This window comes from Escherichia sp. XD33, from assembly GCF_019375075.1.
GTDB lineage: Bacteria > Pseudomonadota > Gammaproteobacteria > Enterobacterales > Enterobacteriaceae > Enterobacter > Enterobacter flexneri_A.
In genome coordinates this window covers 20,290-43,347 of record NZ_JAENDM010000030.1, presented here as the reverse complement: position 1 = coordinate 43,347, position 23,058 = coordinate 20,290, and the positions used below count along the sequence as shown (strand labels likewise).

18 protein-coding genes are annotated in these 23,058 nt (G+C 52.0%); 9 read left to right on the top strand and 9 right to left on the bottom strand.

All coding sequences use genetic code 11. From position 1 onward, the window contains the following. The first annotated feature begins 165 nt into the window (after positions 1 to 165). From fbaB to K0778_RS16740, 8 genes are all read left to right on the top strand, one after another. Positions 166 to 1,218 (top strand): class I fructose-bisphosphate aldolase, encoded by a 1,053-nt coding sequence (gene fbaB, locus K0778_RS16775; RefSeq protein WP_000129551.1) that lies wholly within the window; start codon positions 166 to 168, stop codon positions 1,216 to 1,218. A gap of 307 nt (positions 1,219 to 1,525) precedes the next feature. Further along, complete coding sequence (gene gatY / locus K0778_RS16770; protein WP_071940761.1) at positions 1,526 to 2,380, top strand: tagatose-bisphosphate aldolase subunit GatY; 855 nt, start codon at positions 1,526 to 1,528, stop codon at positions 2,378 to 2,380. 28 nt (positions 2,381 to 2,408) lie between these two features. Further along, positions 2,409 to 3,671: a tagatose-bisphosphate aldolase subunit GatZ gene (gatZ, locus tag K0778_RS16765; protein ID WP_001741990.1), complete on the top strand. Its 1,263-nt coding sequence runs from the start codon at positions 2,409 to 2,411 to the stop codon at positions 3,669 to 3,671. A 9-nt stretch (positions 3,672 to 3,680) separates the two neighbouring features. Beyond that, positions 3,681 to 4,133 (top strand): PTS galactitol transporter subunit IIA, encoded by a 453-nt coding sequence (gatA, locus tag K0778_RS16760; protein ID WP_000182899.1) that lies wholly within the window; start codon positions 3,681 to 3,683, stop codon positions 4,131 to 4,133. 30 nt (positions 4,134 to 4,163) lie between these two features. Continuing rightward, positions 4,164 to 4,448 (top strand): PTS galactitol transporter subunit IIB, encoded by a 285-nt coding sequence (gatB, locus tag K0778_RS16755; protein WP_000823270.1) that lies wholly within the window; start codon positions 4,164 to 4,166, stop codon positions 4,446 to 4,448. Positions 4,449 to 4,451: 3 nt separating this feature from the next. Next, positions 4,452 to 5,807 carry a PTS galactitol transporter subunit IIC gene (locus K0778_RS16750; protein ID WP_071940760.1) on the top strand — a complete coding sequence of 452 codons (1,356 nt, stop codon included), beginning with the start codon at positions 4,452 to 4,454 and terminating at the stop codon, positions 5,805 to 5,807. A 47-nt stretch (positions 5,808 to 5,854) separates the two neighbouring features. After that, on the top strand, positions 5,855 to 6,895 hold the full coding sequence (gatD, locus tag K0778_RS16745) for a galactitol-1-phosphate 5-dehydrogenase (RefSeq protein WP_000844219.1): 1,041 nt from the start codon (positions 5,855 to 5,857) through the stop codon (positions 6,893 to 6,895). Positions 6,896 to 7,000: 105 nt separating this feature from the next. Next, positions 7,001 to 7,774 carry a DeoR/GlpR family DNA-binding transcription regulator gene (locus K0778_RS16740; RefSeq protein WP_001295426.1) on the top strand — a complete coding sequence of 258 codons (774 nt, stop codon included), beginning with the start codon at positions 7,001 to 7,003 and terminating at the stop codon, positions 7,772 to 7,774. An 81-nt stretch (positions 7,775 to 7,855) separates the two neighbouring features. Here the strand turns inward: K0778_RS16740 and yegS are convergent, their stop codons facing one another. Then, a complete protein-coding gene (gene yegS / locus K0778_RS16735) occupies positions 7,856 to 8,755 on the bottom strand; it encodes a lipid kinase YegS (RefSeq protein ID WP_000807356.1) in 900 nt (299 codons plus the stop codon). 405 nt (positions 8,756 to 9,160) lie between these two features. On the opposite strand from yegS, the gene yegR reads away from it, so the two are divergent. Continuing rightward, the gene (yegR, locus tag K0778_RS16730) at positions 9,161 to 9,478 is read left to right on the top strand and encodes a protein YegR (RefSeq protein WP_001318299.1); all 318 of its coding nucleotides are present in this window, start codon (positions 9,161 to 9,163) and stop codon (positions 9,476 to 9,478) included. A 330-nt stretch (positions 9,479 to 9,808) separates the two neighbouring features. Here yegR and yegQ read toward each other — a convergent pair whose 3' ends face one another. The 8 genes from yegQ to mdtA all read right to left on the bottom strand — a co-directional run bounded on the left by yegQ (position 9,809) and on the right by mdtA (position 22,822). After that, a complete protein-coding gene (yegQ, locus tag K0778_RS16725) occupies positions 9,809 to 11,170 on the bottom strand; it encodes a tRNA 5-hydroxyuridine modification protein YegQ (protein WP_000476014.1) in 1,362 nt (453 codons plus the stop codon). A 146-nt stretch (positions 11,171 to 11,316) separates the two neighbouring features. Continuing rightward, positions 11,317 to 11,649, bottom strand: coding sequence for a YegP family protein (locus K0778_RS16720; RefSeq protein ID WP_038999770.1), 333 nt, complete (start codon positions 11,647 to 11,649; stop codon positions 11,317 to 11,319). A gap of 190 nt (positions 11,650 to 11,839) precedes the next feature. Continuing rightward, complete coding sequence (gene baeR, locus K0778_RS16715; protein ID WP_000137877.1) at positions 11,840 to 12,562, bottom strand: two-component system response regulator BaeR; 723 nt, start codon at positions 12,560 to 12,562, stop codon at positions 11,840 to 11,842. Next, positions 12,559 to 13,962: a two-component system sensor histidine kinase BaeS gene (gene baeS / locus K0778_RS16710; RefSeq protein ID WP_000675150.1), complete on the bottom strand. Its 1,404-nt coding sequence runs from the start codon at positions 13,960 to 13,962 to the stop codon at positions 12,559 to 12,561. Before baeS ends, baeR begins: the two co-directional genes overlap by 4 nt. Further along, a complete protein-coding gene (locus K0778_RS16705) occupies positions 13,959 to 15,374 on the bottom strand; it encodes an MFS transporter (RefSeq protein ID WP_000130850.1) in 1,416 nt (471 codons plus the stop codon). The genes baeS and K0778_RS16705 overlap by 4 nt, the downstream gene beginning before the upstream one ends. After that, a complete protein-coding gene (mdtC, locus tag K0778_RS16700; RefSeq protein WP_039023090.1) occupies positions 15,375 to 18,452 on the bottom strand; it encodes a multidrug efflux RND transporter permease subunit MdtC in 3,078 nt (1,025 codons plus the stop codon). Beyond that, positions 18,453 to 21,575 carry a multidrug efflux RND transporter permease subunit MdtB gene (gene mdtB, locus K0778_RS16695; protein ID WP_039023089.1) on the bottom strand — a complete coding sequence of 1,041 codons (3,123 nt, stop codon included), beginning with the start codon at positions 21,573 to 21,575 and terminating at the stop codon, positions 18,453 to 18,455. Next, a complete protein-coding gene (mdtA, locus tag K0778_RS16690; protein ID WP_000678989.1) occupies positions 21,575 to 22,822 on the bottom strand; it encodes a multidrug efflux RND transporter subunit MdtA in 1,248 nt (415 codons plus the stop codon). Before mdtA ends, mdtB begins: the two co-directional genes overlap by 1 nt. Positions 22,823 to 23,058 lie beyond the last annotated feature (236 nt).

Sequence of the window (23,058 nt, the reverse complement as noted above, 5' to 3'; positions counted from 1 at the left end):
CCGCGCTAACATTTTTTCTGATGAATCGAGCCAACAGAAAACGCTGAAAAAACATCCAAAAGATGGAAAAACTCGCCCGTAACGACCAGGATTATGATTGCCCGCAAAAGGCGGGCCAGGAAAATCCATAGCCGATATCCAATCGGAATTTACGGGAGCATAGTAATGACAGATATTGCGCAGTTGCTTGGCAAAGACGCCGACAACCTTTTACAGCACCGTTGTATGACTATTCCTTCTGACCAGCTTTATCTCCCCGGACATGACTACGTAGACCGCGTGATGATTGACAATAATCGCCCGCCTGCGGTGTTACGTAATATGCAGACGTTGTACAACACCGGGCGTCTGGCTGGCACAGGATATCTTTCTATTCTGCCGGTTGACCAGGGCGTTGAGCACTCTGCCGGAGCTTCATTTGCTGCTAACCCGCTCTACTTTGACCCGAAAAACATTGTTGAACTGGCGATCGAAGCGGGCTGTAACTGTGTGGCGTCAACTTACGGCGTGCTGGCGTCGGTATCGCGGCGTTATGCGCATCGCATTCCATTCCTCGTCAAACTTAATCACAACGAGACGCTAAGTTACCCGAATACCTACGATCAAACGCTGTATGCCAGCGTGGAGCAGGCGTTCAACATGGGCGCGGTTGCGGTTGGTGCGACTATCTATTTTGGCTCGGAAGAGTCACGTCGCCAGATTGAAGAAATTTCTGCGGCTTTTGAACGTGCGCACGAGCTGGGCATGGTGACAGTGCTGTGGGCCTATTTGCGTAACTCCGCCTTTAAGAAAGATGGCGTTGATTACCATGTTTCCGCCGACCTGACTGGTCAGGCGAACCATCTGGCGGCGACCATTGGCGCGGACATCGTCAAACAGAAAATGGCGGAAAATAACGGCGGTTATAAAGCGATTAATTACGGTTATACCGACGATCGCGTGTACAGCAAGTTAACCAGCGAAAACCCGATTGATCTGGTGCGTTATCAGTTAGCTAACTGCTATATGGGCCGGGCTGGGTTGATAAACTCCGGCGGTGCTGCGGGCGGTGAAACTGACCTCAGTGATGCAGTGCGTACTGCGGTTATCAACAAACGCGCTGGCGGAATGGGGCTGATTCTTGGACGTAAAGCGTTCAAGAAATCGATGGCTGACGGCGTGAAACTGATTAACGCCGTGCAGGACGTTTATCTCGATAGCAAAATTACTATCGCCTGATACGCCTTATACGAACAACACCACCCCGTAGGACGGATAAGGCGTTTACGCTGCATCCGGCAACCTATGCCTGATGCGACGCTGAAGCGTCTTATCATGCCTACATAGCACTGCCACGTATGTTTACACCGCATCCGGCATAAAAACACGCGCACTTTGCTACGGCTTCCCTATCGGGAGGCCGTTTTTTTGCCTTTCACTCCTCGAACAATTTTCATATTGTCGTTTTTGTGATCGTTATCTCGATATTTAAAAACAAATAATTTCATTATATTTTGAAATCGAAAACAAACGACAGAATATGAAAATGTACGTGGTATCGACAAAGCAGATGCTGAACAACGCACAGCGCGGCGGTTATGCGGTTCCGGCATTCAATATTCACAATCTCGAAACGATGCAAGTGGTGGTAGAAACCGCTGCCAACCTGCATGCGCCGGTCATCATCGCCGGAACGCCTGGCACATTTACTCATGCTGGTACAGAAAATCTGTTGGCGCTGGTCAGCGCGATGGCGAAGCAATATCACTATCCACTGGCAATTCATCTCGACCATCACACGAAATTTGACGATATCGCTCAGAAGGTTCGTTCTGGCGTGCGCTCAGTCATGATTGACGCCTCGCATTTGCCTTTTGCGCAAAATATTTCACGGGTCAAAGAGGTGGTGGATTTTTGCCATCGCTTTGATGTCAGCGTCGAGGCGGAGCTGGGGCAACTTGGCGGCCAGGAAGATGATGTGCAAGTCAATGAAGCCGATGCGTTGTACACCAACCCCGCTCAGGCGCGTGAATTTGCCGAGGCAACCGGAATTGATTCCCTGGCGGTCGCCATCGGCACGGCTCATGGGATGTATGCCAGCGCACCGGCGCTTGATTTTTCTAGACTGGAGAACATTCGCCAGTGGGTGAACTTACCGCTGGTGCTGCATGGCGCGTCAGGGTTATCGACTAAGGATATTCAGCAAACCATCAAACTGGGGATATGCAAAATCAACGTTGCAACGGAGCTGAAAAATGCCTTCTCGCAGGCGTTAAAAAATTACCTGACCGAGCACCCTGAAGCGACCGATCCCCGGGATTATTTGCAGTCGGCTAAATCCGCAATGCGCGATGTGGTGAGCAAAGTGATTGCCGATTGTGGCTGCGAGGGCAGGGCATAACGCACCTGCCATTTAACAAGGAAAAAACATGAAAACGTTAATTGCCCGGCATAAAGCTGGTGAACATATCGGCATATGTTCAGTCTGTTCTGCCCATCCGTTGGTTATCGAAGCGGCGCTGGCATTTGATCGCAACAGCACGCGCAAAGTGCTGATTGAAGCAACGTCAAACCAGGTCAATCAATTTGGCGGTTATACCGGAATGACACCGGCAGACTTTCGCGAATTTGTTTTTACGATTGCCGATAAAGTTGGGTTTGCACGCGAACGCATTATTCTCGGCGGCGATCATCTGGGGCCAAACTGCTGGCAGCAAGAAAATGCGGATGCGGCGATGGAAAAATCCGTCGAGCTGGTAAAGGAATATGTTCGTGCCGGCTTCAGTAAAATTCATCTTGATGCGTCAATGTCCTGCGCGGGGGATCCCATACCGTTAGCACCAGAAACGGTTGTGGAACGAGCTGCTGTGCTTTGCTTTGCTGCGGAAAGTGTGGCGACAGATTGCCAGCGTGAGCAACTGAGCTATGTCATTGGCACCGAAGTTCCGGTTCCGGGCGGTGAGGCCAGCGCCATTCAGTCAGTACACATCACCCATGTTGAAGATGCCGCCAATACTTTACGTACGCATCAAAAGGCCTTTATTGCCCGTGGGCTGACAGAGGCGTTAACACGTGTGATTGCCATCGTGGTGCAGCCGGGTGTGGAATTTGATCACAGCAATATTATCCATTATCAGCCGCAGGAAGCGCAGCCGCTGGCGCAATGGATAGAAAACACCCGAATGGTTTATGAAGCACATTCTACCGATTACCAGACCCGGACGGCTTATTGGGAATTAGTCCGCGATCACTTTGCAATATTGAAAGTCGGTCCCGCATTAACCTTTGCTTTACGCGAGGCGATATTTGCACTGGCACAAATTGAGCAGGAACTTATCGCCCCTGAAAATCGCAGCGGTTGCCTGGCGGTAATTGAAGAAGTGATGCTCGACGAACCGCAATACTGGAAAAAATATTATCGTACGGGTTTTAACGATTCATTACTGGATATTCGTTACAGCCTGTCGGATCGTATTCGTTATTACTGGCCGCATAGTCGGATTAAAAATAGCGTCGATACGATGATGGTGAATCTTGAAGGCGTGGACATCCCACTGGGCATGATTAGTCAGTATCTTCCCAAACAATTTGAACGCATTCAGTCCGGGGAATTATCAGCAATACCGCATCAGCTGATTATGGATAAAATTTATGATGTTTTGCGCGCCTATCGCTACGGCTGTGCGGAATAAGGACGGTATATGACTAACCTGTTTGTTCGTAGCGGAATTTCTTTTGTCGATCGTAGCGAAGTTTTAACCCATATCGGTAATGAGATGCTCGCCAAAGGTGTGGTTCATGATACCTGGCCACAGGCATTAATTGCCAGAGAAGCAGAATTCCCTACCGGGATAATGCTTGAGCAGCACGCTATTGCAATACCGCATTGTGAGGCGATTCATGCTAAGTCGTCAGCCATTTATCTGTTAAGGCCAACAAATAAAGTTCATTTTCAGCAAGCGGATGATGATAACGACGTGGCGGTATCGTTGGTTATTGCGTTGATTGTGGAAAATCCGCAGCAGCAATTGAAACTTTTACGCTGTTTATTTGGCAAGTTACAACAGCCCGATATCGTCGAGACACTAATCACTCTTCCTGAAACCCAGTTAAAGGAATACTTCACAAAGTATGTTTTAGATTCAGACGAATAAATCCCTCTGTAACAATAAAAAGGACTATTTATGAAACGCAAGATTATTGTCGCTTGCGGAGGCGCGGTTGCGACCTCTACGATGGCGGCGGAAGAAATTAAAGAGTTGTGTCAGAATCATAATATTCCTGTTGAATTAATCCAGTGTCGGGTTAATGAAATAGAAACCTATATGGATGGTGTGCATTTGATATGCACCACTGCCAAAGTGGATCGTAGTTTTGGCGATATTCCGTTAGTTCACGGCATGCCTTTTATTTCTGGTATCGGTATCGAAGCATTACAAAATAAAATTCTGACTATCTTACAGGGGTGACCTATGTTTTCAGAAGTCATGCGTTATATTCTCGACCTCGGCCCTACGGTGATGCTGCCGATTGTCATCATTATTTTTTCTAAAATATTAGGCATGAAGGCAGGCGATTGCTTTAAAGCGGGTCTGCATATCGGGATTGGCTTTGTTGGCATTGGCCTTGTGATTGGCTTAATGCTGGATTCCATTGGCCCGGCGGCGAAAGCGATGGCGGAAAATTTCGACCTGAATCTGCATGTGGTCGATGTTGGCTGGCCGGGCTCTTCACCAATGACCTGGGCGTCGCAAATTGCGCTGGTGGCGATTCCGATTGCGATTCTGGTTAACGTGGCCATGTTACTGACCCGTATGACGCGGGTGGTAAATGTTGATATCTGGAATATCTGGCATATGACCTTCACCGGCGCGTTGCTGCATCTGGCAACCGGTTCATGGATGATAGGGATGGCAGGTGTGGTAATTCACGCGGCGTTTGTTTATAAGCTCGGCGACTGGTTTGCCCGCGATACCCGAAATTTCTTTGAGCTGGAAGGTATTGCTATTCCGCACGGTACGTCGGCGTATATGGGGCCGATTGCGGTGCTGGTCGATGCTATCATCGAGAAAATCCTAGGCGTTAACCGAATTAAATTTAGCGCCGACGATATTCAGCGCAAATTTGGTCCATTTGGCGAGCCTGTCACCGTGGGTTTTGTGATGGGGCTGATTATCGGCATCCTCGCGGGTTACGATGTCAAAGGTGTATTGCAGCTGGCGGTAAAAACGGCGGCAGTGATGCTGCTAATGCCACGGGTGATTAAACCCATCATGGATGGTTTAACGCCCATCGCTAAGCAGGCTCGTAGTCGTTTACAGGCGAAGTTCGGCGGTCAGGAGTTCCTGATTGGCCTTGATCCGGCGTTGCTGCTGGGACATACGGCGGTGGTATCGGCAAGCCTGATTTTTATCCCACTCACCATTTTAATTGCTGTTTGTGTGCCGGGTAATCAGGTGCTGCCGTTTGGCGATCTTGCCACCATCGGCTTCTTCGTGGCGATGGCGGTCGCCGTGCATCGTGGAAATCTGTTCCGCACCTTAATCTCGGGTGTCATCATTATGAGCATCACCCTGTGGATCGCGACGCAAACTATTGGTTTGCACACCCAACTGGCGGCTAATGCTGGGGCGTTAAAAGCCGGGGGTATGGTGGCTTCAATGGATCAGGGCGGTTCTCCCATTACCTGGTTACTGATTCAGGTTTTCTCCCCGCAAAATATTCCCGGTTTCATTATTATCGGTGCAATTTATCTGACCGGTATTTTCATGACCTGGCGTAGAGCGCGTGGCTTTATTAAACAAGAGAAAGTCGTTCTCGCAGAATAATTTTTACCTGAGGGGGAGGTTATCCCCCTTAACAATCAGGAGTTTTTATGAAATCAGTGGTGAATGATACTGATGGTATCGTGCGCGTTGCAGAAAGCGTCATTCCTGAAATTAAACATCAGGATGAGGTGCGGGTAAAAATTGCCAGCTCGGGCTTATGTGGTTCCGATTTACCCAGGATATTTAAAAATGGTGCACATTATTATCCAATAACGTTAGGCCATGAATTTAGCGGCTATATTGATGCGGTGGGATCCGGTGTTGATGATTTACACCCTGGCGATGCGGTTGCCTGTGTGCCGTTATTACCCTGTTTTACTTGTCCAGAGTGTCTGAAAGGGTTTTATTCCCAGTGCGCAAAATATGATTTTATTGGCTCGCGGCGTGATGGTGGATTTGCTGAATATATTGTCGTTAAGCGAAAAAATGTCTTTGCTCTACCCACGGATATGCCTATTGAGGATGGGGCTTTTATTGAGCCGATTACCGTTGGTCTGCATGCTTTTCATTTAGCGCAAGGTTGTGAGAATAAAAACGTTATTATTATTGGTGCCGGAACCATTGGCCTGCTGGCCATTCAGTGCGCTGTCGCGCTGGGAGCAAAGAGTGTGACGGCGATCGACATTAGTTCAGAAAAACTGGCACTGGCAAAATCTTTCGGTGCGATGCAAACATTTAACAGTAGCGAAATGAGCGCGCCGCAAATGCAGAGCGTTTTACGCGAACTGCGCTTTAATCAGCTTATCCTCGAGACGGCTGGCGTACCGCAAACTGTCGAACTGGCGGTAGAGATTGCCGGTCCTCATGCCCAACTGGCGCTGGTGGGCACGTTGCATCAGGATCTGCATTTAACATCGGCAACGTTTGGCAAAATATTGCGTAAAGAGCTGACGGTTATCGGCAGTTGGATGAACTACTCCAGCCCTTGGCCGGGGCAGGAGTGGGAAACGGCGAGCCGGTTGCTGACAGAACGTAAGTTAAGCCTGGAGCCATTAATCGCTCACCGTGGAAGCTTTGAAAGCTTCGCCCAGGCGGTGCGTGACATCGCTCGTAATGCTATGCCGGGCAAAGTGTTGCTCATTCCCTGAAACCGCGGGCCAGCGTGATGCTGGCCCGGTATTGTGCAAAACAGATCATTCACCAATGGTCCCCCTTCGTTTACACTAGCCACAATTGAATATGGGTAAATGACGATGAATTCATTCGAGCGAAGGAATAAGATCATCCAATTAGTGAATGAACAGGGAACCGTGCTTGTTCAGGATCTGGCGGGAGTATTTGCTGCCTCGGAAGCGACAATCCGTGCCGATTTGCGCTTTCTCGAACAAAAAGGCGTGGTTACGCGCTTTCATGGCGGTGCGGCGAAAATAATGTCTGGTAATAGTGAAACCGAGACCCAGGAAGTCGGGTTTAAAGAGCGATTTCAGCTCGCCAGCGCGCCAAAAAACAGAATAGCGCAGGCGGCAGTCAAAATGATCCACGAAGGGATGACCGTTATTCTCGACAGCGGAAGTACGACAATGCTTATCGCCGAAGGATTAATGACCGCCAAAAATATCACGGTGATTACCAACAGTCTCCCGGCAGCGTTTGCCCTTTCCGAAAATAAAGACATTACTCTGGTCGTCTGTGGTGGCACGGTCCGCCATAAAACGCGCTCGATGCATGGTTCCATTGCCGAGCGTTCATTACAGGATATTAATGCCGATTTAATGTTTGTCGGTGCTGATGGTATTGATGCGGTTAATGGTATTACGACCTTTAATGAAGGTTATTCTATTAGCGGTGCGATGGTCACAGCCGCTAATAAAGTGATTGCCGTTCTCGATTCATCGAAATTTAACCGTCGCGGTTTTAATCAGGTACTACCAATCGAAAAAATTGACATTATTATTACCGATGATGCTGTGTCAGAGGTGGATAAACTGGCATTGCAGAAGACGCGGGTAAAATTAATTACGGTGTAGTATTGTTCTGTATGCCGGATAAGGTGTTTACACCGCATCCGGCATTACGGATTCTCCCTGGTTCAAGAGAGAATAGTTTGATTAACGCAACAGTGGACAATCTGGTGGTAATCGACAACGCAACGCTGCCGGAAGTATTTCAATATGAAAATTTTGCCCACTCAACGGTTCGCCATCAAGATTAAAGGTGATGTCGTGTGGTGCCTGAATATCAAACCACGACGAAGCGCCTTCGATAATATTCGGGTTATCTTCGTCAGATTTTAAGGTTGATACGAGAGCCGGAAGTATTTCATCGCCGGTAAAAATGCGCAGTTGCAGCAAGCCATCGTTAATTAACGCGTTCGGACACAATTGCTGACCGCCACCGGCCTGACGCCCGTTACCAATACCAATGACCAGGGCGTCACCTTGCCAGTGAAAGTTTTCACCGCGGATTTCACAACGGTCCGGTTGCAGAGTATCCATACGCATTAAGCCATGAATGATGTAAGAGACGCTACCCAGCGCGGCTTTTAATTTTTCCGGCGTTTCTGTGGTAATACGCGTCCCAAATCCGCCTGTCGCCATATTAATAAAACAGGTTTGTTTGTTGACCTGCGCCATATCTATCGCAATGGCGTCACCGGCAATTGCCAGTTTCAGCGCCTTATCCAGTGCCTCAGGAATCCCTACACTGGTGGCAAAATCATTGGCGGTTCCTAATGGCAAAATTCCCAGCGCGGGTATGTCATCCCCCTCACACTGAATCAACGCCGTAGAAACTTCATTAATGGTGCCATCGCCACCACCGGCAATCACCGTTGCGACGCCCAACTTCCGGGCCTCCTCTACATATCGTGCGGCATCGCCTTTCTCCCAGGTGACCCGCACATGGATCGTCATTCCTTCCTCACGCAACAGCATAATTGCTTCGCGCAAGGGTAGATTGTCAGTACTTTTGCCATTAAGAATCAGTAAGCTGGCGGGAAATTCTGCCATGATCGTATGTGCCTTTATGATTGGTCTGTAGATAGTGTAGAGCAGAAAACAAAAGGTGGAGTCAGAACAGGATGAAAGTCGGAGGATAAAAAGTCAGTTCAAGTATGGAGGATTCAGTGGTTACCACCAGGAGCTTGCAATGGGGACAGCGAATACTAACGGCTGCCACCGATAAATTTCAAAAAAGAGCATATACCTAATATTCAACTAAACAGTGGCATCTTCAATATAATATATTAAAGCCCCCATGGAGTTACCCTGAAGGGCCTCAATGTCCGTAATTCCTACTTATGTAGGAAATGTTGTACAGAACATTTATTATAATCCTATTCAATTATAATAATCATGCCATTATTATATTTAAACACTAGAGAGTGTCGTTGGTATTTAATGGGGGAAGGTGAGATGAAAAAGATAGCTGCTATATCATTAATTAGTATTTTTATTATGTCTGGTTGTGCTGTGCATAATGATGAGACAAGTATCGGTAAATTTGGTCTTGCATATAAAAGTAATATTCAGCGTAAACTCGATAACCAATACTACACCGAAGCCGAAGCTTCTTTAGCCAGGGGTAGAATATCTGGTGCAGAAAATATAGTAAAAAATGATGCAACTCATTTCTGTGTTACTCAGGGCAAAAAAATGCAAATAGTTGAGCTGAAGACAGAAGGTGTAGGATTACATGGTGTCGCTCGTCTGACATTCAAATGTGGAGAGTGAGAATATTTTTTGGTAAGCGTCAAATATGCGCGTTCTGGCTGTGCGTAGCCGGAACCTGTGGGAGCACGATGCCGATAAGTGAAAGGCATCGTGCTATGAAGGAGGATTCTATCGATGTGGTCAATGGAAGACGGTTACCAGAGATAGGGCTTATGCATAAAAAAATAAGCCCGTGTAAGGGAGATTACACAGGCTAAGGAGGTGGTTCCTGGTACAGCTAGCATTTTATGGGTTATGTTTTTCAGCGAAACGGATGATAACCTTAATAAATGCAGCTGTATGTGATCGGTTTCTAAGAATTTTCCATCCGGGAAAAATAATCGAAATTAATCACTTACCGTGTGGGTTACGCGTGGTTTCCCCGGAGAAATTACGCATCAGCAGAGCGTAATTGAGCTCAAGATCCTGCGGGACCGGGAGCCACACAGTATAACCATCGCCTGGTGCGACCGGCATCGCTTCACCTTTGGCGTTTTCCATGTGCTCAAGGGTAAAGTTAATGTTGCCTTGCGGCGTCATCAGCTCAAGGCTGTCGCCAACGGAGAATTTATTTTTCACCGCTACCGCCGCGAGGTCCCCCTTGCGCTCACCGGTAAACTCACCAACAAACTGCTGGCGGTCAGAAACTGAATAACCGTATTCGTAGTTCTGATAATCGTCGTGAGTATGACGACGCAGGAAACCTTCGGTATAGCCACGATGCGCCAGACCTTCCAGAGTTTCCAGCAGGCTGGTATCGAACGGTTTGCCCGCAGCGGCGTCATCGATAGCTTTACGGTAAACCTGTGCGGTGCGTGCGCAATAGTAGAAAGATTTAGTACGGCCTTCGATTTTCAGCGAATGCACGCCCATTTTGGTCAGGCGTTCTACATGGGCGATGGCGCGCAGATCTTTCGAGTTCATGATGTAAGTGCCGTGCTCATCTTCAAACGCGGTCATATACTCGCCCGGACGCTGGGCTTCTTCGATCATAAACACTTTGTCGGTTGGCGCGCCGATACCCAGCGTCGGCTCAACATTTTGCACCGGAATCGGCTCGTACTTGTGTACGATGTTGCCAACGTCATCTTCTTTCCCTTCCTGGACGTTGTACTCCCAGCGGCAGGCGTTGGTGCAGGTACCCTGGTTCGGATCGCGCTTGTTGATATAGCCAGAGAGCAGGCAGCGACCGGAGTAGGCCATGCACAGTGCGCCGTGAACGAAGATCTCGATCTCCATATCCGGCACCTGATTGCGGATCTCTTCAATCTCTTCCAGCGACAGCTCGCGAGAGAGGATCACGCGGGTCAGGCCCATTTGCTGCCAGAATTTCACCGTCGCCCAGTTTACGGCGTTAGCCTGCACCGAGAGGTGGATCGGCATTTCAGGGAAGTGCTCACGCACCAGCATAATCAGCCCTGGATCGGACATAATCAGCGCATCCGGCCCCATTTCCACCACCGGTTTCAGGTCACGGATAAAGGTTTTCAGCTTGGCGTTGTGCGGTGCAATGTTGACCACGACATAAAACTTTTTCCCCAGCGCGTGGGCTTCATTGATGCCGAGCTGAAGATTTTCGTGGTTGAATTCGTTGTTGCGCACACGCAGGGAGTAACGCGGCTGGCCCGCATAAACAGCATCTGCGCCATAAGCGAAAGCGTAACGCATATTTTTCAGCGTTCCCGCCGGGGAAAGGAGTTCCGGTTTAAACATAATTCTCTCGTTCTGATGACAGGTCAGATCCGCTTCACCTGATGAAGCGGTTAGGGGAGTGCCCCCACTTTAAGGGCGGGCATTGTAGCGCTGTGGGGGGATCTGGTAAAGCGCCGGACGCCAACAACCCACGCCCGGCATCGTAATTACGTATTGTCTTTCACCGTCTGGCTTGTGCCATTGGCTTTAACGGAGGCAATTCCGGTTTCACGAGATTGCGCGGTGGCGTACATCTGGCTGGAGCCGATAATTTGATGATTAGCGGCTTTCAGATTGAAATAGAATTTGCCGTTACTTGCCGTTTTTTTCTCATAGCGTTCTTCTTGCGGGCTGTTGCTACGCACCGACGCGATGCCCTTTTCCGCAGAGGCTTTTGAGGTATAAAGCTCGCTGGTGAGGATAGTCTCACCATTGCCCGCTTTTAGCACAAACCGGTACTGATTATCACTGCTCTTACTGAGTTCAAACCAACCAGCCATAATGACTCCTTGATTGAAATTGTGTATCGAAAACAGCATCTAAAGGTGCTGTTTACCGATTAAAGTATGAGCGATTTTCTGATGCCTGCCAGGGCGGAGAGATAATGTCAGTTTGCTGACCATGCGTGGGATAATGTTGCCGGATCTGGTCTGAACGCCATCTCCGGCTAACAAAATAATGTCGCTAAAACTAAACGATGCGGCAGGCGTCGGCTTCCCAGCGGTAACCGACGCCATAAACGGCGCGGATAAATGACTGTTCGGCGTCGAGAGATTCCAGCTTGCGGCGCAGGTTTTTAATGTGGCTGTCGATGGTGCGGTCGGTTACTACGCGGTAGTCGTCATAAAGATGATTGAGCAATTGCTCGCGGGAGAACACTTTTCCTGGTTCGTGAGAGAGCGTTTTCAGCAGACGAAATTCCGCAGGCGTCAGGTCAAGCATTTTACCGCGCCATGAAGCCTGAAAACGACCTTCGTCGATAATCAACGGGCTTTCAGCATCCTGTTGCTGCAACTCGCGCTGCGGTTTGCAACGGCGCAAAATGGTTTTGACGCGCGCTACCACTTCCCGTGGGCTGTACGGCTTACAGATATAATCATCTGCGCCAATCTCCAGCCCCAGCAGGCGATCGATCTCTTCGATTTTTGCCGTCACCATCACGATCGGAATGTCAGAAAAACGACGAATTTCCCGGCACAGCGTCAGGCCATCGGTGCCAGGGAGCATCAGATCTAACAGGATCAGATCCGGTGGTGTCTGGCGCACATACGGCAGTACCTGATCGCCGTGGCTGATAAGCGTCGGCGCATAGCTCGCAGCACGCAGATAATCAATGAGCAACTGCCCCAGCTTCGGTTCATCTTCCACGATCAAAATACGCGGTGTGTTTTCGTCGATTGGTAACTCGGTCATACTTCTCTCTGTAAATCCCGTTCCAGCGGTAACTCTACTGTAATGCTTACCCCGCCAAAAGGCGAATGGGCAGCAATAATGCGACCATTATGTGCTTCAACAATGTTCAGGCAAATCGCCAGCCCCAGCCCGGAACCGCCGCTGGCACGGTTGCGGGAACCTTCGGTGCGATAAAAACGTTCAAACAATTTTTGTAGCTGATCGTCACTGACACCTGGCGCACTGTCGGCAAAGGTCAGGCGCACCGTTTTGTCGCGCTGCCCGGCAGAGATTTGCAGGCTGCCGCCGCTGTCAGTGTAGCGCAGGCTGTTTTCCAGTAAGTTATTGAATAACTGCATTAAACGGTCGCGATCGCCAAATACGGTAATACTGTCTGGCAGGGAAAATTGCAGTTTCAGGCCACGACTGGCGAATCGTTCGCGAAATGCGCCGCCCGCCACTTCCAGCAGTGGGATCAAATCTACCGGTGCTTTTTGATAGGCGAGAGCGCCTTCATCAGACATCGACAACTGATGGAGATCGTCAACCAGTTTGGTCAGTGTACCGACCTCCGCCTGTAAAGACGCCACCGTCTCCGGCGTGAATTTACGCACGCCATCCTGAATGGCTTCCAGTTCACCGCGCAGCACCGCTAATGGCGTACGCAGTTCGTGAGAAATATCGGCCATAAAATCGCGCCGCATTTGCTGGTTTTTCTCCAGTGTGCTGGCAAGCTGGTTGAAGTCTTGCGCCAGTTTGCCCAGTTCATCTTCACTGGTGGGCGTTACGCGGGTAGTGAAATCGCCCGCCGCCAGTTTGTGCGTGCCATCGACAAGTCGTTTTACCGGTGCCAGTAAACCGCGCGCCAGCAGAAAAGTGGCAAGTGCCGCGAGTAACGTTGCCAGGGCGACAATCAACCAGCTGGTTTGCCGCTGTTGTTTATCGAAATTGATATCAGTATTGCGCGTTAACCGCTCAACGGGGGAGGCGATCACCGCGCCAACTTCCGCACCGTTGACCAGAATGGGTCGCCGTGTACCGTCAGGTGGAATCGGCGCTCGCGGACCAACCAGCACTTTGTTGTTTTGATCAACCACCCAGAACTGGGTACGCCAGCCGTGCGGTGGCATACCCGGGCCGGGTTTATCTTCCGAATTATCGTGTTCAAATGAACGCAGGATCTGAAAGACAAAGCGATCATTGTTGCGCAGGAAGCGCCAGTTGCCATGCTGCGCATACTGCTCGCCAAGCGCATCACTTAACAGTTGTAATCGCTGTTCATTACCATGCTTGATGTAATCAATAAAGCCACGCTCAAAACTGATACGCACCGCCCAGTGCATACTGATCAGCAAGACAATGCAGGTGGCGAAAATCGCCAGAAACAGTTTGCCGGTAATACCGGGTCGCCAGAACTTCATTGCGCGCTCCTTTTTCGCCGCGAAATAGCTACATTTTGATGCGTATCGTTCGGCACTCTGGCAAAGATGAACGCCGGAAGGGCGATGATCAACGCCATGCTAAGCCAGGTGTACATAAAGACGGTTTGTGTGGTGCCGCTGTCGACGCTGACATGCTGTGAACCAAAAAGTCCCAGCAACAGCCCGGCGATAGTGACGCCGATACTCATCGACAATTGCATAATCATCGACAGCAGGCTGTTGCCGCTGCTCGCCAGATTGTCCGGGAGATCTTTCAGCGTCAGGGTGTTCATGGAGGAGAAACGCGTCGAGTTGACCATCCCTTGTAAAAACAGGACGAACGGCAAAACGTAGTACCAGCCCAGCAGGGCGGTAGTCATAAACAACAGGGTGACCAGCGACAGACCCAGCGTGGTCGCTACCAGTACCCGACGATAACCAAAGCGATTCACCACCTGTACCACAATTCGCTTCATTCCCATGCTGCCAAGCACCATCGGGATCATCATCAGTCCGGCATGAAACGGCGAGAAACCGAGGCCAATTTGCAGGAAAACCGGTGTCATAAAGGGCAACATGCCACTGCCAATACGTCCGGCAAAGCTCCCCGCCAGGCCCAGCGAAAAGGTACGAGTACGGAACAGTTTCAGACTGAACAGGGCACGGTTGTTATTTCTGGCGTGCAGCAGATAAAGCACCAGTGCCACCACGCCAACTGCGACCAGGCCTGCAATCGTCAGCGGCGATAAACCTGTACCTTTACTGCCGTCCAGCGCCAGGGTTAATACCGCCATGCCAACCGCCAGCAATAAAAATCCGGAGAGATCAAAGCGCCGCGTCTGCATGGTGTAGTTTGGCATTAACAGCAATGTGGCGATCGCACCGATAATCCCCACCGGAATGTTGATCAAAAAGATCCAGTGCCACGATGCGTACTCCACCAGCAGACCGCCGAGCGCCGGACCGAGCAGCGGACCGACCTGACCGGGTAACGTGACAAAGGTCATCGCCGCCATATATTGCTCGCGCGGTACGATTTTCATCACCGTCAATCTGCCGACCGGCACCATCATCGCGCCGCCAACGCCCTGTAACGCGCGTGCCAGCAACAGTTCGTTCAGCGTGCCGGAAAGCGCGCAAAACAGTGAACCGAGAGTAAACAGCACGATGGCGGTAAAGAAAATATTGCGCACGCCGACTTTGTCCGCCAGCCAGCCGCTGGCGGGCAGCATCACCGCCACGGTCAGCACATAAGAGACAATGACCATGTGCATATGCAACGGACTTTCCCCGAGGCTTTGCGCCATTGAGGGAAGGGCGGTGTTTACGATGGTGGTGTCCAGCGACTGCATAAAGAAGCCGAAAGCCACAATCCACAATTGCCAACGGGTGCTGTCGGGAAGATCTGTCATTTACTCGGTTACCGTTTGTTTAGGTTTACGCGAAAAACGCAGCCGCAGACGGTCGAAAAAGAGATACACCACCGGCGTGGTATACAGCGTAAGGAGCTGGCTCATTACCAGTCCGCCGACAATGGTGATCCCCAGGGGGTGCCGCAGCTCCGAGCCGTCGCCGCCCGACAATACCAGCGGCAGCGCACCAAACAGCGCCGCCAGGGTAGTCATCATAATCGGGCGAAAACGCAGCAGACAGGCCTGGAAAATAGCTTCCTGCGGCGTCAGGTTACCGTGCCGTTGGGCTTCAAGCGCAAAATCGACCATCATAATGGCGTTTTTCTTCACGATGCCGATTAATAGCATGATCCCTATCAGGGCGATTAGGCTGAACGGGGCATTGAACAGCTCCAGCGCCAACAGCGCTCCAACGCCCGCCGAGGGCAGGGTGGAGAGAATCGTCAGCGGATGTACGTAACTCTCGTAAAGGATACCCAGCACGATATACACCGTGGCGATGGCGGCGATAATCAGGATCACCTGCGAGTTCATCGTCTCCTGGAACACCTGCGCCGTGCCGGCAAAACTGCCGCGCACCGTCGAAGGCACACCAAGCTGGGTCATTGCGCGATCGATCGCCGCACTGGCGTCCGAGAGCGATTTTCCGGTCGGCAGGTTAAACGAAATGGTCGAGGCCGCCGATAATCCCTGATGATTCACCGATAGTGGGGCATTCGCCGGTTGCCATTTAGCGAAATACGACAGCGGGATCGCTTTGCCTTCGTTATTGATAACGAACATTTTTTCCAGCGCACTGATGTCCTGGGTATAGCGCGGATCCACTTCCATCACCACTTTATACTGGTTCATCGGCTGGTAAATGGTCGAGATTTGCCGCTGACCGAAGGCGTTATTTAACAGACTGTTGGCGGCTTGTACGTCGATTCCCAGCCGTGCCATGGTGTCGCGGTCGTAAACCAGATTCATCTCCGCGCCGTTATCCTGCTGATCGGAGTTCACGTCCGCCAGTTCCGGCAACGTCGCCAGTTTTTTGCGGATTTTCGGCTCCCATTCTCGCAGTGCCGCCAGGTCGTCGGATAACAACGTGTACTGGTAGCTGGCGTTCGACTGACGCCCACCAACGCGAATATCCTGTACCGCCATCAGGAACAGATTCGCCCCCGGTTCTTTCGCCAGTTTTACGCGCAGACGGTCGATAATTTGCTGCGCCGTTTCGCTGCGTTCGTCGCGTGGCTTGAGGGTGATAAACATCATCCCGCTGTTCACTCGCGAACCGCCTGTAAAGCCGGTGACATTATCCACTGCCGGATCGTCACGGATAATTTTCATGAAATCCTGCAACTTACCGCGCATCGCCTGAAACGAAATACTCTGATCCGCCTGAATCCCGCCCATCAACACGCCAGTGTCCTGCTCCGGGAAGAAGGTTTTCGGGATCGAGATATACAGCCAGATATTCAGCGCAATGGTGCCAAGCAGCACCACGCCCACCAGACGGGTATGATTGAGCACCCATTTCAGTGACTTGCCGTAGCCTTGTTGCAGGGCTACCAACATGCGACCAAAACCACGCAGTCGCTTTTGCTCGCGCGGCTTGCTGGCTTTCAGCATCCAGCCACACATCATTGGCGTTAATGTCAGAGAAACCAGCAACGATATACCAATGGCGACAGAAAGCGTCACGGCAAATTCGCGTAACAGTCGGCCCGGCAATCCGCCCATCAACAGCAGCGGCAGGAACACCGCCACCAGTGACAGACTCATCGACAGCACCGTAAAACCGACTTCGCGAGTACCTTGCAGTGCGGCTTGCAACGGTTTCATTCCCGCTTCCAGATGACGTGCAATGTTTTCCAGCACCACGATGGCGTCATCCACCACGAAACCAGTAGCGATGGTGAGCGCCATTAACGAAAGGTTATTGAGACTGAATCCGCACAGGTACATCGCCGCAAACGTACCAATCAGCGAAACCGGCACCGAAACGGCGGGAATAATAGTGGCGCGACCCGAGCGCAGGAATAAAAACACCACCAGAATCACCAGCGCCACCGAGATAATCAGCGTTTGCTCGACTTCTTCCAGCGAGGCGCGAATGGTGGGGGAGCGATCCTGGGCAATTTGCAGATCAATCGCCGCCGGAATGGTTTCCTGCAACTCCGGTAATTTTGCCCGGATGCTGTCAACCGTCTGGATAATATTGGCTTCTGGCAGTTTGCGGATCATCAGTAAAATAGCCGGTTTGGCGTTGGTCATCCCGGCGTTGCGCACATCCTGCACTGAGTCGATCACCGTCGCCACATCGCCCAGACGAACCGCGCCGCCGTTGTTGTAGTGAATAATCAACGGCTGATATTCAGCGGCGGTTTTTAGCTCATCATTGGTCTGGATCTGCCAGCGGTGAGTGCCATCTTCCAGCGCGCCCTGCGGTTTACGCACGTTGGCATTGCTGACGGCGGTGCGTACGTCGTCCAGCGACACGCCCTGATTAAACAGCGCCTGCGGATTCAGCCCGACGCGTACGGCGGGCAGTGAGCTGCCTCCGACATCGACATCACCAACACCGTCGATTTGCGAAATCGTCGGAGCCAGCTGCGTCGAGGCGAAATCGTACAGTTCACCCTGCGAATAAGTATCGGACGTCAGCGTGAGGATCATAATTGGCGCATCCGACGGGTTCGCTTTGCGATAGGTCGGGCGGCTGGGCATCCCACTGGGCAGCAAACTTTGTGCAGCGTTGATCGCCGCCTGCACATCACGCGCTGCGCCGTTGATATCCCGGTCAAAATCAAACTGCAAAATAATACGCGTGCTGCCGAGCGAACTGCTGGAGGTCATTTCACTGACTCCGGCAATGCGCCCAAGTGAGCGCTCCAGCGGCGTGGCAACGGAAGACGCCATTGTTTCTGGTGACGCACCGGGCAGCGAGGCGCTGACCATAATCACCGGAAAATCGACCTGCGGCAGCGGGGCGACCGGCAGCATACGGAAGCCCAGTATGCCGCACAGGGTAATGGCAACCGACAGTAAAATCGTCGCCACCGGACGGTAAATGAAGAGGGCAAAAAACTTCACTTACGCCTCCTCTTCATGACGGGCAAAGCGGCTTTTGGTCCTCAATGTCAGGCGGTCGAACAGCAGATAAATCACCGGCGTGGTGAACAGCGTCAGCACCTGGCTGACAATCAGGCCGCCGACCATGCCGATACCTAACGGACGACGCAGTTCCGCGCCGACCCCGGTACTCAACATCAGCGGCAGCGCGCCAAGCAGAGCCGCCAGGGTGGTCATCAGGATCGGACGAAAACGCAACAGACAAGCCTGGTAGATTGCCTCGCGCGGCGACATGCCTTGCTCGCGCTCGGCAGCCAGCGCGAAGTCGATCATCATGATGGCGTTCTTCTTCACGATACCGATCAGCAAAATAATGCCGATAATCGCAATCACATCCAGTTCGCTACCAGCAATCAGCAACGCCAGCAGTGCGCCAACCCCTGCGGTGGGTAGCGTCGAGAGAATGGTGATCGGGTGAATAAAGCTCTCGTACAGAATGCCGAGCACGATATACATCGCCACCACCGCCGCGACAATCAGCCAGACAGTGCTGCCCAGCGCCGACTGGAAGGCGAGGGTGCTGCCCTGGAACTGCGTGGTGATATCCACCGGCAGATTCAGCGTCTTTTCGGTGTCCATAATCGCCTGCACCGCATCGCCCAGCGAATAGTTATCCGGCACGTTAAAGGAGATGGTCGTTACCGGGAACTGATCCAGATGGTTGATGGAGAGCGGCGCAAAACGCTGCTCAATTTTGGCAATTGAGCTTAGCGGCACCACGCCGCCGTCGCTGCTGGTCAGGCGAATGGTATCCAGCGCCGCGAGGCCTGGGGTATTTTCGGTGTTGTGCTCCAGCACCACGCGATACTGGTTGGCCTGAGTATAAATAGTGGAAATCAGCCGCTGACCAAACGCGTTGTACAGGGCGTTATCGACATCCGCCATGCTGATCCCCAGACGGCTGGCGCTGTCGCGATCAACATTGACATACGCCACCAGCCCTTTGTCCTGCCAGTCGCTGGAGACATCAGAAAGCTGTGGCAGTTGCTGGAGTTTTTCCATCAACTGTGGCACCCAGGTACTGAGCGCATCCAGTGACGTGGCCTGCAAGGTAAACTGGTACTGGGTGCGGCTGACCTGAGTATCAATAGTCAGATCCTGCGTTGGTTGCAGGAAGAGATCGACGCCCGGCACTTTATCTACCGCCGTTTGCAGACGGGCGATGACTTTTTGCACCCGATCATCACGTTCATCCAACGGTTTGAGGTTGATTTGTAAACGTGCACTGTTCAGCGACGGGTTAGTGCCATCAACGCCAACAAATGAGGTCAGGCTTTGCACTGCCGGATCCTGCAAAATCACGTCCGCGACCTGGCGTTGTCGCTGGGCCATATTGGCAAAGGAGCTGGATTGCGGTGCCTGCAAAGTGCCCTGAATAATGCCATTGTCCTGTACCGGGAAGAAACCTTTCGGAATGAACACCCACAGCAGCACGCTAAGCAGCAGCGTGCTGAGTGCCACGCTTAAGGTCAGCCACGGATGATTCAGCACTTTCGCCAGTCCACGACCATAGGCGGCGATTATCCTGTCGAACATTTTTTCCGAGGCACGGGAGAAGCGGTTCTGTTTACGCAACGACTCCTGGCTGAGCATCCGCGCGCACATCATCGGTGTCAGGGTCAGCGACACCACCGCTGAGATCAAAATCGCTACCGCCAGGGTAATAGCAAATTCGCGGAACAGTCGCCCGACGATATCGCCCATAAACAGCAGTGGGATCAACACCGCAATCAGTGAGAAGGTCAGCGAGATAATGGTAAAGCCGATTTCACCTGCGCCCTTGAGCGCCGCCGCCAACGGTTTTTCGCCTTTTTCGATATAGCGGGAAATGTTTTCGATCACCACGATGGCGTCATCGACCACGAATCCGGTGGCGATAGTTAACGCCATCAGTGTCAGGTTATTGATTGAAAAATCGAGAAACACCATAACCGCGAAAGTGCCGATTAACGACAGCGGTACAGCAACACCGGGAATGATGGTCGCCGGAATATTGCGCAAAAACAGGTAGATAATCATGACTACCAGCGCGATAGCCATCATCAATTCAAACTGAGTATCATCGACGGATGCGCGGATATTGGTGGTGCGATCGGAAAGCACTGTCACCTTCACCGATTTCGGCAGACTCTCAGTGAGCTGTGGCAGCATCTGCCGAATGCTGTCGGCGGTGGAGATAATGTTAGCACCGGGCTGGCGCTGAACATTCATCACAATGGCCTGTTCTTTGTTCGCCCACGCGCCGAGCCAGCTGTTTTCTGCACCTTGCTCTACAGTTGCGACATCGCCCAGACGAATTGGCGCGCCGTTCTGGTAGGCGATGATTAGCTGGCGATACTCTTCGGCGGATTGCATCTGGTCGTTCGCGGAAAGCGTGACCGCACGGGAAGGGCCGTCGAGGCTACCTTTTGCCGAGTTAACGTTAGCGCCGGTAATGGCGGTGCGCACGGTTTCGCTGGTCAGGCCGAGGGCGGCAATCGCCTGAGCGTTAAGTTTGACGCGAACAGCCGGACGCTGACCGCCGGAAAGCGTCACCAGGCCGACGCCGGAAATCTGCGAGATTTTCTGCGCGACGCGGGTTTCCACCATATCTTCCACTTGCGTCATCGGCATGGCGGTTGAGGTGACGGCGAGCGTCATGATCGGCGGATCTGCCGGGTTCACTTTGCTGTAAACCGGCGGGTTAGGCAGATCGCTCGGCAACAAGTTGGTCGCAGCGTTAATCGCGGCCTGCACTTCCTGCTCGGCGACATCGAGCGGTAATGTTAGCTGGAACTGCAAAGTGATAACTGACGCACCGCCGGAACTTTGCGACGACATCTGTTTCAGGCCAGACATCTGCCCGAACTGGCGTTCTAGCGGCGCGGTAACGGCAGAGGTCATGACATCCGGGCTGGCACCTGGGTAGAGCGTGACCACCTGAATGGTCGGATAGTCCACTTCCGGCAGCGCCGAAACGGGCAGGGCGCGATAACCGATAATCCCGGCGAGTAAGATCGCCACCATCAGCAGCGTGGTGGCCACAGGACGCATAATAAACAGGCGCGACGGGCCGCCTGTGCTGCTCGGGGGTAACACCTGCATCAGGAGCGTGCTCCTTTTTTCGCGTATTCGCGGCTGGTGGCTTTCTCTTCCGGAGTAGTGGCGCTCTGGGCTTCCACCACTTCCACTTTCGCCCCTTCGGTCAGGCGATCAATGCCGTCTGTCACCACGCGATCGCCCGCAGAAATACCTGCACGGATCACCACTTTCTGACTGTCCTGAATGCCCGGCGTCACCAGATGTTTGCTGACCTTGTTTTCGCTATTCAGCACCCAGACAAAATGGCCTTCATTGCCCATTTGCAGGGCGGCTGTTGGGATCACTACGGCGTTTTGTTCGGTGTCGACTAACATGCGCGCGTTAACAAACTGATTGGGAAACAGCGCATCATCCTGATTATTAAAGCGTGCTTTCACTTTAATCGTACCGGTAGTGGCATCGATTTGGTTATCTAGACTTAACAGCGTGCCTTCACTTAATTTCTTCGAGTTGGTGCGATCCCAGGCTTCTACCACCAGCGGTTTTCCGGCTTTCTGCGCCTGCACTACGGTAGCGATATCGCTTTCCGGCAGGGTAAAGACTAAATCGATAGGATGCGTCTGGGTGATCACCACGATCCCGGTGGTATCACCACTGGAGATTTGGTTACCAACATCAACCTGCTTGAGACCAACGCGACCATCGACTGGTGCGGTAATCCGGCTCCAGTCGAGTTGCAGCTGCGCGCTGGCAACGCTTGCTTCATCAGCCTTAATGGTGCCTTCGGTTTCACTGACCAGCGCCTGTTGGGCATCCAGCTCCTGGCGGGAAACGAGATTGGTTTTTGCCAGTTGTTGATAACGCGCCAGGTCACGGCGGGCGTTGGCAAGCGTGGCTTTATCTTTTGCCAGTTGGCCCTGGGCTTGTGCTAATGCAACTTTGAACTGGCTGGGGTCAATTTCTGCCAGTAAATCGCCTGCTTTGACCTGCTGGCCTTCCTGGAAATGTAACGCTATCAGTTGGCCGTCCACGCGGCTGCGCACCGTAACGGTATTAGCGGCGGTAATGGTGCCAAGCCCGGTGAGGTAACGCGGAACTGCCTGTTCTACGGCGGTCGCCGCCTGAACCGGGGCTAATGGGCCGGAACGCATACCACGTCGACCACCCGCTGGCGATTGCTGCGCTTGTTTCGTCGCCCCTGGGGCTGCACTCCGGGAGTCATTGCGGCCTTGCCAGAACCAGAATGCGGCGATGGCGGCGATAACCACCACGATTACGATTACCCAACGGGATTTATAACTACCTTTCATCGTTAAGAGTTTCTCTTCCTGAAACGTTTCGCGGAATGATACTAGTGTAGCCAGCCAATAAGGGAGAAAAATGGAGGAATTATGAAACACTGTCTGGAATCGTCTGAATGACGGGCACATTTGCGAGCACGCATCCAGTAATAACACAGGAAACTATTTTATCTACGCGTTAGCGATAGACTGCTTGCATGGCGAAAGGAGGTAAGCCGACGATTTCAGCGGGACGCTGAAACGGG